Origin of the sequence: Kaistella polysaccharea (assembly GCF_020410745.1) — a bacterium.
Taxonomy (GTDB): Bacteria; Bacteroidota; Bacteroidia; order Flavobacteriales; family Weeksellaceae; genus Kaistella; species Kaistella polysaccharea.
This window is the reverse complement of the sequence record NZ_CP084528.1, coordinates 1,928,148-1,940,510: the sequence shown is the minus strand read 5'-3', so window position 1 is coordinate 1,940,510 and position 12,363 is coordinate 1,928,148. Positions and strand designations below refer to the sequence as shown.

Sequence of the window (12,363 nt, the reverse complement as noted above, 5' to 3'; positions counted from 1 at the left end):
CTTTATCTGCTTCCCACTATCGTGGCGCGCAGGATGCCGCTCCCATCGGGGCTAAAATTTATTTCATCTCCTTTTTCGCCAGGAGACAAAAATAAATCCCTTCCAAAATTGGGAAGGATTATTAATTTAAACCAAATCAATAATCTTCTGAATATTTAATTCTTCAAGACAGGCCCAATCACCGCGGTAACATTTTTTATCACCAAAAACAGAACACGGCCGGCAGGTTAAATCTTTCACCTGAACGACATCTTTTGTGCTTTGTCCGTAGCCGAGGAATCCCGCATAATGATGCGTAGAACCCCAAACGGAAATACATCTTGTACCCATTAAACTTGCCAAATGCATATTCGCAGAATCCATGGATATCATCACTTCCAAGCTTGCTATTTTTTGCAACTCTTCCTTTAAAGTGTGCGACGCCGCTAAATTCGTAGTATTCGGAATTTGCTCTTGCCAGGAATTCAAAATTGTAGTTTCTTCCGGACCGCCACCAAAAAAATATATTTCATTTTTTTTTGCCAGAATGCGTACGACTTCAAATGTTTTTTCGAGCGGCAACATTTTCCCCTTATGTTGTGCGAAAGGCGCAACGCCAATTCCGGACTTCTCGCCTCTCGGCCTATAAGTGTGGGAAAGTTCTAGCTTAAAATTCATCGCACGGAAAACATCTGCATACCTTTCGCTCGTGGATTTAAGTTGGTGTTTCTCTAAATTCCAAATATCGGTAAGTTCATCTTTTTCGTCTTTCCCTTTATTTATTTTATAAATTTTAAACCCTTTTTTTACAAAGAAAAGATTAAGCGCTTTTGTGCGGATTACGTCGTGTAAATCGGCAATATAATCAGGTTTAAACTCTTGAATCAAAATTTCACCCAACTTTCTTAAACCGAAAATTCCTTTATAATCATCGAGGTTAATTCCTTTAAAAGTCAAATTTGGAATTCCTTCGAAAAGTGCACTGAACTGTGTCCGGGAAACCATTATAACCTCAACATTAGGATTTTGCTCCAAAAATTCAATGAAAACAGGAACGGTCATTGCAACATCACCGAAAGCGGAAAATCGATATGCTAAAATTCGCTTCACGATTTTAACTGGTAGGCGACGGCGTAAAACTTAATTTGTTTTGTCATTGCCATTAGCCCATTGGCGCGGGAAGGCGACAGAAATTCCTGTAACCCAATTTCCTCTATGAATTTGAAATCAGAATCTAAAATCTCCTGTGTGGAATGGCCACTATAAATCGAAACCAAAAGCGAGACAATTCCTTTAGGCAAAATACCATCAGAATCCGCGTTGAAATTGAGTTTACCGTCTTTAAAATCAACATCAATCCACACTTTCGATTGGCAACCTTTAATTAAATTATCCTCCGTTTTTCGATCTTCCGGCATTCCCTTCAGCTCTTTTCCTAAATCTATAATATATTCATACTTCTGCTCCCAATCTTCTAAAAAGGCAAAAGATTCTACAGTTTCCTGCTGTTTTTCTTTAATTGTCATCATTCAATCGAATTTTAGCAAAGATATGAAATCCTAAAAGTTTTCCTCTGTCACTTTCTGAAATAGGTGCAATAGTTTAGGCTCCTCTTTTTCCCAGCACATTACTACTGCTGCTTTTTCAAGATTATAGCTGTAAAAATGTTTACCGTTTTGAAGTACTTTGTTTATTTTTTCTGCCAGCTCATTGTGATCTCCAATTTTTACTCCAACTTGCCAAGTATCGACCACTTTACTCATTTCAGGGAAATCTGAGACGACAATTGGAACCCGCGCCTGAATATAATCTGAAATTTTGTTCGGAAGGGAATAGTAATAGCTGAGACCGTTATTTTCTTCAATGCTAAGACCAACATCGGCTTTGTGGGTTATTTTTCGTAAATCTTCAGGCAATAATTTTCCTAAAAACCGTATTTTGTTTTGAAGTCCTAAGCCGTTTGCTAGACCTTCATACTCGATTTTCTTTGGACCATCACCAGCAATCCATAATTCTGCCGCTGAAATATGTTTCATAGCGGGAATCATTTTATCTAAACCCCGCGAAGGATTAATAACACCTTGATATAGAATAATTTGAGGATGATTTACTTCCGAATTTTGAAACGACGGAATATATAATGGAAAATTCTGAAGCACGACAGGTCTTTCAATTTGATAGGTTTTTACAAACCAGTCTGCATAACTTTCGCTTGCGGTCATCATAAAGCGAATTTTTGGCAAAATTTGTTTTTCTAAAACGCGCCAAATTTTTTGGGTAAATCTTCCTTTTACAGAAGGCATTTCGGTGAAGATTTCATGGCTGTCGAAAACGAGCGGAATCTGAAGTTTATTAGCAATCAGATAGTTGGGCAAAAGCGTATCTAAATCATTGGAAAGTAAAATACACTTTTCATCTGCTTTTTGGAGAAGATGTTTGTATAGTTTCCATTGAAATTCCAAATACGCAAAGCGGAGAATTTTAGACCGAAGTTTTAATCGGGTTACCGTATAATTCCGGTTGATGGGAGGCAATCCGCCCCAGTTATTGCCGATGAGTTCTATAGTATATCCGTTTTCCGACAATGTTCTACAAACCTTTTCTACGCGTTGGTCCGTATATAAATTATTGAAAACACTTACTATAACTCGCACCGCATCAATTTACGCTTTTTTGATCAAATGATAGACCTGCACGAAACAAAGAATAGCATTTGGTATAATGATTGGCCAAAGATAATCACTGTAAATTCCATAAATAACGAAACAAATACACCCAATGAGGTTTACAATTCTAATCCTTTTAATATCTTTCAGTACAAAACTTAGGACGATGAAAAAGGATGCTGCGTAACCGATAAAATTCGTAATTTCTGGACTCATATTTTTTTTTTGGGGAGACAAACCTAATCATTTTCAACGAATTGAGGAAACTTTTACTGCCATATAGTCTGAATTACTTTTTGGTAAAGTATTTGTAACTTTGGTTAAAGACTTATGGAAGTAAGTTATTTTTAAATTAACAAGACGAGAAACAATATATGGATCATCAATTTTCAGCTGGGTTGGATCAAGTTTTCAAACTCAGTAAAAACGAAGCCAGACGCTTGCACAGCGAGTTTCTGAATACAGAACATTTCCTTCTCGGAATCATCTCCACGGAGAATTCTGCGAAAGAGATTATGCAAAATTTGGGAGCCGATTTAACCCAAATAAAAAGAAAAATCGAAACAATGTCTGTCGCCAGTCTTAATCCCTTTGCAGTAGAAAGTGATAAAATATCTTTCACGAAAATGGCGGATCAGGCGGTAAAACGATCAGAATTAGAATGCAGACAATATCAAAGTTCTGAAATAAATACCGTTCACTTGTTGTTGGGAATTCTGTATAAACCAGAAGATCCGACCACCAGTATTTTAAGCTCTTACGATATTGATTATGAAATGATTTCTAAAGAATATCAAAAATTGCTTAAAAGTTCTGGTCAGGATCCGAAGATGAGTGCATACGACGACGATGATGAGCGTGAAGAATTTGGACAAATGAGAAAACCAACCGGAAATATCGGGACTGGTAAAAGTAAGACGCCAACCCTTGATAATTTCGGTAGAGATTTAACGACTTTAGCACGAGAGGGGAAACTTGATCCGGTTATCGGGCGCGAAAAAGAAATCGAAAGAGTTTCTCAAATTCTATCAAGAAGAAAAAAGAACAATCCACTTTTGATCGGAGAGCCAGGTGTTGGTAAATCGGCAATTGCGGAAGGTTTAGCTTTAAGAATACAGCAGAAAAAAGTATCGCGCGTTCTTTACGGAAAACGGGTAATCACCCTTGATTTAGCAAGTTTAGTTGCCGGAACAAAGTACCGTGGCCAGTTCGAAGAAAGAATGAAAGCCATCATGACGGAACTTGAAAAAAACAGAGACGTCATTTTATTCATCGATGAATTACATACCATTGTAGGTGCTGGTAGTTCTACCGGTAGTCTCGATGCTTCAAATATGTTTAAGCCAGCTTTGGCAAGAGGAGAGATTCAATGTATTGGTGCAACAACTTTAGATGAATACCGCCAGTATATTGAGAAAGATGGTGCTTTGGAGCGACGTTTCCAAAAAGTGATGGTAGAACCAACCACTTTAGAAGAAACAATTCAAATCCTTAATCAAATTAAAGATAAATACGAAGATCACCACAACGTAACTTATACCGACGAAGCGATTTTAGCGTGTGTGAACTTAACTGCAAGATATATCACCGACCGATTTTTACCAGATAAGGCGATCGATGCGATGGATGAAGCAGGCTCTCGTGTATATATTAAAAACATGAAAGTTCCTACCCAAATCATTGAATTTGAGACGACCATTGAAAAGATAAAAGAACAGAAACAACAGGCTGTAAAAAAGCAAGATTATCTGGAAGCAAGAAAGCTGAAAGACGAAGAAGAGCGTTTACAGATCGAGCTTAATATCGCACAAGAAGCTTGGGATAAAGATGTTAAAGAAAAGAAAGAAACGGTAACAGAAGAAAATGTTGCTGAAGTAGTTTCTATGATGAGCGGTATTCCAGTAACGAAAGTAGGGAAAAATGAGCTGGACAAACTTGCACTCATGGATGAAATGTTGAACGGTAAAGTGATCGGACAACCAGAGGCAGTGAAAAAAGTGGTGAAAGCCATCCAAAGAAATAGAGCAGGTTTGAAAGATCCAAACCGTCCGATTGGAACATTTATTTTCCTCGGAACAACAGGTGTAGGGAAAACAGAGCTTGCAAAAGTAATGGCGCGTGAACTCTTCGATTCTGATGAAGCCCTTATCCGTATTGACATGAGTGAGTACATGGAGAAATTCGCAGTTTCTCGTTTGGTGGGAGCGCCTCCGGGATATGTTGGTTATGAAGAAGGTGGTCAGCTTACCGAAGCGGTGAGACGTAAACCTTATGCAGTAGTACTTTTAGATGAAATTGAAAAAGCACATCCAGATGTGTTCAATATTTTACTGCAGATTTTAGATGAAGGTTTTGTAACCGATTCATTAGGCCGTAAGATTGATTTTAGAAATACGATCATCATTTTAACTTCAAATATCGGAACGCGGGATCTGAAAGATTTCGGTGACGGTGTAGGATTCGGCACAAATGCAAAGAAAACCAATACTGATGCAAGAGCTCGAAGTACTATCGAAAACGCGTTGAAAAAAGCCTTTGCTCCTGAATTTTTAAACAGGATAGATGATATTGTAATCTTTAACAATTTAGAAAAAGAAGATATTTCTAAAATTATCGATCTGGAATTGAGTAAACTCTACAAACGTTTAGAAAAGCTCAATTATAAAGTAGATCTTACCGATGAGGCAAAAGATTTTATTGCAGAGAAAGGCTGGGACAAAGATTTTGGAGCGAGACCTTTAAAACGTGCGATCCAAAAATACATAGAAGATTTGTTAGCAGAAATGCTGGTAAATAAGCAATTAACTGAAGGTGGAACCGTTGTCTTAAAGCTTAATGAAGCGAAAGATGGTTTAGAAGGTGAACCTTTAAAAAAGAAGACTTCAGCGAAGTAATTTTTTTCAAATTATAATTAAAAATCCGTCGTAGATATTTTCTACGACGGATTTTATTTTAAGGAGTTTTATCGAATTATTTTATTTCAACACATCCTACTCTACCACCAGCATTACCCGTCGGTTGTGTCATAAAATCATCTTTATCAGCATGAATTACTATTGCTTTTCCCATGATATTTTTCGCCGGATCAGCACATCCCAAACACCATTTATCGGTATTGAAATTCAATCTCGCAGTTCCGTCTTTATCAGCCACTAAATTACCGATATCTCCCATGTGATATTGGTCTTTCCCCCATTTTCCGTGCATCTCAGTTGTTGGGTTCCAGTGTCCTCCTGCGGAACTTGCATCGGTTGCGGAGCAATCTCCTTTTTCATGAATGTGTACAGCGTGAATCCCAGGCGTGAGTTTATAGACATTCAAATCCATGGTAACTTTCTTCCCCATCTGTTTGAAATTAGCAGTTCCTTGTGTTTGCGTTCCACTTTTGGAATTTACAACGTAAGATTTCGTTGTTGTACACGATACAGCAAGTAACGCGCTGCAAAAGAGTGTTGACAGTGTTGCGATTTTCATAGTAAATATTTTATGTTAATAATAGAGTAAAAATACGAAATAGAATATAACTACCGTTCAGGTGCGAAATTTTACGGTTGGGCACAATAAATTTTCAGCAAATTTTATTCCGCAATACTTTTACAGCATAAAACTCATCACCATGCTGACTTCAATTTTATCTAAGATTCTTTGCCTCCTAATTTTCTGCTCCTCAATTGGTGCTACTGCCCAAATTTCGATTTCGGGGAAAGTTAGTTTTAAGAACAAAGGAGTGAAAGATATTTCAGTCACCTTGAAAGATACTTATGACGGTGCCACTACAGATTCCGATGGTAACTATTCATTTCAAACTTCAGTAAAAGGGACTCAAATTTTGGTATTTTCAAATTCAAAATTTGTGGATATTGAAAAACCTATTTCACTTGGAAGCGAAAACGTCATTATAAATTCTGACTTAAAGGAACAAATTTCAGAGATCGATGCGGTAGTAATTTCTGCAGGTTCCATCGAGGCCAGTGATAAGAAAAGAGCGACCGTACTCCTGACTCCAATTGATATTTATACGACCGCGGGTGCAGACGGACAAATTTCTTCTGCACTAAATTACCTGCCTGGCGTGCAGAAAGTTGGAGAAAATGAAGGTCTTTTTGTTCGGGGTGGAAGCGGGGTTGAAACTAAAATTTTTATGGATGGAAGTTTGATCAACAACTACTTCAGTACTTCGGTACCGGGAATTCCGGGTCGTGATCGTTTCAATACCTCGTTATTCAAAGGCAATATATTTTCGAGTGGTGGTTATTCCGCGCTTTATGGTCAGGCATTATCCGGAGTTCTGATATTAGAAAGTGTTGATTTACCCGAAACCAGTTCCTATGATTTTGGTATTTCTCCTCTTTTCGTGAATGCCAGTTTACAGAAACTCTCTACTGATAAAACCTATTCTTATGGCGCGAGTCTTAGCTATTTCAATCTCGGTTTGATACAAAAAATTGCCTCTTACAATACAAACTTCATACAAAGTCCGCAAGGCCTGGGTGGCGATCTCAATTTCAGGTTCAAAACAAAATCAGGCGGTATGTTTAAATATTATGGAAATTTCGATTTCAACAAATTGATTGTCAAATCTCCCAGCTTAAATCCTGAATATGAGGAAATACAAACCGGTTTGCGTGCTAACAATCTTTATCAAAACCTTTCTTTTCGCCAAAAATTTGGCAAGTATCTTTTAAATGTAGGAACTTCTTATTCTTATAATGACTCTGACTTACAAATTTCGACACTGAGTAAAAATATTGAATCTCCGCAGAATTTTTTCAGCACCAAAAATAATTACCTGAATTTTAAAACGGTTCTAGTTCGAAAAATCAATAAAATCTCTGCAATTCGGGCTGGATTTGAATTGAATACAGCTCAGGAAGAAAATAATGCAACCACGAAATATGATGATATAATTTCTGCAGCTTTTGCAGAAACTGATTTGGGATTAAGTAATAATTTATCTTTTAAACTGGGAATTAGAGCAGAACATTCCTCATATTTAAATACTGAAAATTATGCACCTCGATTTGCGGTGGCCTATCGTCTTTCAAAAGAATGGACGACTTCAGTTGCCTATGGAATTTTCTATCAAAATCCGGAAAGTAAATATTTAAATTCCGACCAACCACTAACCTTTCAGAAAGCTGATCACTATATTTTCCAGCTTCAACGGTCATCTGAAGGACGTAGTTTGCGATTAGAAACTTTTTACAAAAATTATACGCAGCTCACCAAAACTTTCGGTGAAGACTATTATCAGATGGCGGATAATAATAATGGAAGCGGTTATGCAAAAGGTGTAGAAGTTTTCTGGCGCGATCGTAAGACTTTAAAAAATATAGATTACTGGATTTCCTATTCGTTTCTGGATACCAAAAGAGATTTTCTGAATTATCCGGTAAGTTTACCGCCGGGATTTGCGGCAAAACACACCCTTTCTGTAGTGGCGAAAAAATTTGTGACCAGTTGGAAAACGGGATTTAATATGTCTTACACTTATGCTTCTGGACGGCCGTATTATGATATTATTTCTGAAAATAAAACCAATATTATCCGCCATGAAGGAACACTGAAAGATTATAGCGGATTAAATTTCAGTTTAAATTATTTACCGAATCTCGGTAATAAAGATGCGAAAACGTTCACCGTTTTGGTGCTGAGTATTTCTAATATTTTAGGCAGAAAAAATGTGTTCGGATATAATTTCTCAGCGGATGGTCAGAGACGCTCGGCGGTTTTACCACCCGTAAATACTTTTGTTTTTATCGGTGCATTCATCAGTTTTGGCGTTGATAAAACGAATGATGCCATTAATAATAATTTGTAGAACGGTTCAGAACATCAATTCAACCTTTCGGAAAAGAAAATTTTTAAAAACACGTTTGGTCAAATACCTTTGATCTATCAAAACACCAACAAATAAAATTTAAGATCATGAAAAAATTACTATTTACACTGCTTTTATTTTCTACAGTAAGCATATTCGCCCAAACTGCTTTTGAAAAAGCAATGACCGAAAAAGTAGGCAACCTGGTACAGGCAAAAACTCCAGAAGAATTCACCGCACTTTCAAATGATTTCACAAGGATTGGCGATAAAGAAAAAACGCAGTGGCTGCCGTACTATTATGCTTCGCACGCGACGATTGAAAAAGGACGAAACCTCATGCATACCGGAAAAGTTGATCAACTGGATGCCATTGCGGCAGAAGCACAAAAAAGTTTGGATAAAGCTGCGGAGCTAAGCAAAGACAATGCTGAATTGTTGATTTTACAAAAAATGATTCATAATTTGAAAATGATGGTTGATCCACAATCCCGATTTATGAGCGAATCAATGCTTGGCGCAGAGGCGATGGGTAAAGCGGAAAAATTAGATCCGGAAAATCCCCGAATTACCTTACTACGAGCTGAAGATACTTATTACACGCCTGAACAGTTTGGCGGTAGTAAAGCAAAAGGCCTGGAGCTGTTTCAAAAATCATTGGATCAGTTTAAAGTTTACCCGCCTAAATCGGATTTAGATCCCAATTGGGGACAAGGTGAAGCAGAATATTTTTTATCAAATAAACCGTAAGAAATACCAATGATACTTAATCGCCATTTTATATGGCGATTTTTTTGTGCGAAAAGGATATTGAAAATTGATAGGATTACTTTAAATTCTCAAACTCAATAAACTCAAATTCTGGTGAACTTTCTAAAAGTTGGCGTAACACTGAAGCATGACCATTGCCGATCAAAATTAATAATCGGTCATCCGGAGACGATTTCATCTCCTGAATTTTTCTAAAAATCCGAAGATTTCTATTATACCACCAAATTGCCAGTATATCTGCACCCCGATTATTGTCTAATTTAAAATCCCCAACTAAGTATGCTCCATAACCTAACTGATGATATTTGCGGGAGTTGGTTCTTTTAAAATTATCTAAAATCGTCATTTTAGAGACCAAACTGTTTTCATAAGCAAACCAATCTGACACGTTTTTTGATAAGGGATCCTCACTTTTAAAATCAAAATCTTCGAATAACTTTTTGGTGTAAACTGAATCAATATTGGTCAAATCTTCATCCATCGATGCCGCATCTATACTGTAAATGGTATCTAATTTTAGTTCTGCAGCCAATCGAAAACCTATTTGGTATCGTTCATCTCGTACATTTCTTAGTTTACCCGCTTTATATTGATCTAATTTTTGTTTTGCATTCCAACTCGGGTAAGCTTCAATGCCGATTTTCGTGGGTTTAAACTTTTTAATATAGTTGATCAATGCTGTGACTTCCGATTTTTTTGGTTCGGTCAAAACGTGAATTTTATCCGCATCTAAAACCTTAGTTACATCTAAATTCGGATAATCAAAGTGAAAAGTACCGACCACCAAAACCTTCGTTTTTTTTTCGGGAAAAAATGAGGCTGGATCTTTGATTTGAGCCCAGTTTATTATTGATTGAATGACAAGGAATGATACGATCAATTTTTTCAAAATCATATTGACTTATTTATATTGGATATTTAATTTTTTGAAAGGAATATTTAGGAGATATTAAAATTACAGTCCGAAGACAACTCCCACACTGGGAATAAATCCGCTCCCAAAAACCGATTTTTCTTTGTCATACAAAACATTATACATTCCGCCGATTTGCATATATGCACTGTTTCCAATTCTCTGCATATATCCACCCCCAAGATACAACGCAGCTTCATCGCCGGAATATTTCAGATGATCCACCTTATTTTTTCGCGTGAAAAAGTATTCCTGGAACATACCGCTTAAAAAGAAATTACGCGCAATATAATAATTGATAAATGGACCAACGCCAACTGTAGTCGAAGAATAATATCGGGAGTTCGACCATGTAAAATTCGTCGCAAGACCGGTTTCTATATTATCGGACAGCAGATAACCAACGCGCGGCGAAATATAAACGGAAGTTCCGCCACCGCCACTTCCGAAAGACCCACCTAAACCAGCGTAACCGCCAAAAGTCCATTTTGATTCTGGATTCCCAAAAGTTTTAGAAGTCCCGATCTGTGCATTTAGCGCGAAGGCGAAAACAAGGAGTGCTAGCAATATTATTTTTTTCATCTTGATAACTATTAAATTAGTGAAGTGTTTAAAGTTTAAAATTAAACCTTTTTTTGAAATTGAAATTATCAATAATTACCTGGAGGCTCAATTCTATGCAATTAAAATTGAGGAAAGAAGAGATGAACTTTCTTCTAGCCCCGATGGTAGCGGTATCCTTTCTCTTTTCCTCAGAAAAGAGAAAGATTTAGCGGACAGCGGGACGGGCATTCGAACAGGGAATCAATTGTGAAGCTCCTCATAATCATTAATTAAGTCGTAAATTTGCAGCCTCAATAAAGAGTCTCCTTGAAAGACTTTATAAAATGAACATATGAAAATTGTAGTTGGACTTTCTGGAGGTGTAGATTCCAGTGTTGCAGCCTATTTGCTGCAAAAACAAGGTCATGAAGTGGTGGCGCTTTTTATGCGAAACTGGAATGATGCGTCGGTAACTTTGGAGGATGAATGTCCCTGGATTGAGGACAGTAATGATGCTTTGATGGTGGCGCAAAAACTGGGAATCCCTTATCAGGTCATTGATATGAGTGAACTGTATAAGGAGAAAATCGTAGATTATATGTTCGAGGAATATAAAAAAGGCCGAACGCCGAATCCTGATGTTTTGTGTAACCGTGAAGTGAAGTTTGACGTGTTCATGAAAACAGCCTTATCGCTTGGTGCTGAGAAAGTTGCAACAGGACATTACGCACAGGTGAACTCTACTTTTGATGAAAATGGAAAAGAGATTTTTCACCTTTTAGCGGGAGCAGATAACAATAAAGATCAGTCGTATTTCCTTTGTCAGTTGAATCAGGATCAGTTGTCGAAATCGTTGTTTCCGATTGGGGAATTGACGAAACCTGAAGTTCGGGAAATCGCCCGGGAAATGGGTTTGGTGACGGCAGATAAAAAAGATTCGCAGGGTTTATGTTTCATCGGGAAAGTGAGTTTACCGACTTTTCTGCAACAACAACTGGAACCGAAAGAAGGCGAAATTGTAGAAATTTTTAATGATTTCACTGGTTTTCATCAAGAAACGCCTGAGTTTTCTTCAAAATTAGAAGAATTGGAATTCCTGTCTCAGAAACTCAACTACGAAAAATCGGACGGAAAAGTAATTGGCAAACATCAGGGTGCACATTATTTTACGGTGGGTCAAAGTAAAGGTTTGGGAATTGGCGGACATAAAGAATCCTGCTTTTTGATTTCCAGAGATATTGAAAAAAACATTGTTTTTGTAGGCGAAGGAAGAAATTTCCCGGGACTTTTCAGAAGCGCTTTAAAAATAGAAAACTCAGAAGTTCACTGGATTCGTGAAGATTTGCGTTTGCAAAATGGCGAATCGATGAAAGTAAAAGCCAGAATCCGATACCGACAAACTTTGGAAGAAGCGACGCTTTACCAATTTGAAGAAGGTTTCTTTATCGAGTTTGAAAACCCACAATCTGCGATTGCAGAAGGACAGTTTGCTGCCTGGTATCTGGAGGATGAGTTGGTGGGAAGTGGCGTGATTTCGTAAAATCCTGATTTTTAATTAATAATATAATTCCTTTTGATTTTTCAAGAGGAATTTTTGGTATTTTAGCAATTAGATAATATAATATTGTTGTCAAATATGTAGACCTATATTAGGTGGCTTTGTAATATTTT

At 37.2% G+C, this 12,363-nt stretch carries 11 protein-coding genes; 4 read left to right on the top strand and 7 right to left on the bottom strand.

From position 1 onward, the window contains the following. Positions 1-126: 126 nt before the first annotated feature. Genes LC814_RS09070 through LC814_RS09055 form a run of 4 tightly spaced genes read right to left on the bottom strand, consistent with a single transcriptional unit; the run spans position 127 to position 2,861 of the window. Positions 127-1,089 carry a glycosyltransferase family 9 protein gene (locus LC814_RS09070; protein WP_226063615.1) on the bottom strand — a complete coding sequence of 321 codons (963 nt, stop codon included), beginning with the start codon at positions 1,087-1,089 and terminating at the stop codon, positions 127-129. Further along, complete coding sequence (locus LC814_RS09065) at positions 1,086-1,505, bottom strand: SufE family protein (protein WP_226065804.1); 420 nt, start codon at positions 1,503-1,505, stop codon at positions 1,086-1,088. Before LC814_RS09065 ends, LC814_RS09070 begins: the two co-directional genes overlap by 4 nt. A 33-nt stretch (positions 1,506-1,538) precedes the next feature. Beyond that, complete coding sequence (locus LC814_RS09060; RefSeq protein WP_226063614.1) at positions 1,539-2,633, bottom strand: glycosyltransferase family 4 protein; 1,095 nt, start codon at positions 2,631-2,633, stop codon at positions 1,539-1,541. A 9-nt stretch (positions 2,634-2,642) separates the two neighbouring features. Beyond that, positions 2,643-2,861 carry a uroporphyrinogen decarboxylase gene (locus LC814_RS09055; protein WP_226063613.1) on the bottom strand — a complete coding sequence of 73 codons (219 nt, stop codon included), beginning with the start codon at positions 2,859-2,861 and terminating at the stop codon, positions 2,643-2,645. Between the two features lie 158 nt (positions 2,862-3,019). Between LC814_RS09055 and LC814_RS09050 the strand changes: the two genes are divergently transcribed. Beyond that, positions 3,020-5,539, top strand: a complete 2,520-nt coding sequence (locus LC814_RS09050; protein ID WP_226063612.1) for an ATP-dependent Clp protease ATP-binding subunit — start codon at positions 3,020-3,022, stop codon at positions 5,537-5,539. A gap of 76 nt (positions 5,540-5,615) precedes the next feature. Here the strand turns inward: LC814_RS09050 and LC814_RS09045 are convergent, their stop codons facing one another. Beyond that, positions 5,616-6,119 (bottom strand): superoxide dismutase family protein, encoded by a 504-nt coding sequence (locus LC814_RS09045; protein WP_226063611.1) that lies wholly within the window; start codon positions 6,117-6,119, stop codon positions 5,616-5,618. A gap of 142 nt (positions 6,120-6,261) precedes the next feature. Here LC814_RS09045 and LC814_RS09040 point away from each other — a divergent pair, with 142 nt between their 5' ends. Both LC814_RS09040 and LC814_RS09035 read left to right on the top strand, forming a co-directional pair. Next, a complete protein-coding gene (locus LC814_RS09040) occupies positions 6,262-8,466 on the top strand; it encodes a TonB-dependent receptor (protein WP_226063610.1) in 2,205 nt (734 codons plus the stop codon). 107 nt (positions 8,467-8,573) lie between these two features. Next, complete coding sequence (locus tag LC814_RS09035; protein ID WP_226063609.1) at positions 8,574-9,215, top strand: hypothetical protein; 642 nt, start codon at positions 8,574-8,576, stop codon at positions 9,213-9,215. A gap of 76 nt (positions 9,216-9,291) precedes the next feature. Here LC814_RS09035 and LC814_RS09030 read toward each other — a convergent pair whose 3' ends face one another. After that, positions 9,292-10,131, bottom strand: coding sequence for a DUF5694 domain-containing protein (locus LC814_RS09030; RefSeq protein ID WP_226063608.1), 840 nt, complete (start codon positions 10,129-10,131; stop codon positions 9,292-9,294). 60 nt (positions 10,132-10,191) lie between these two features. Next, complete coding sequence (locus tag LC814_RS09025; RefSeq protein ID WP_226063607.1) at positions 10,192-10,731, bottom strand: hypothetical protein; 540 nt, start codon at positions 10,729-10,731, stop codon at positions 10,192-10,194. Positions 10,732-11,044: 313 nt separating this feature from the next. On the opposite strand from LC814_RS09025, the gene mnmA reads away from it, so the two are divergent. After that, positions 11,045-12,232 (top strand): tRNA 2-thiouridine(34) synthase MnmA, encoded by a 1,188-nt coding sequence (mnmA, locus tag LC814_RS09020; protein WP_226063606.1) that lies wholly within the window; start codon positions 11,045-11,047, stop codon positions 12,230-12,232. The last annotated feature ends 131 nt before the right edge of the window (positions 12,233-12,363 follow it).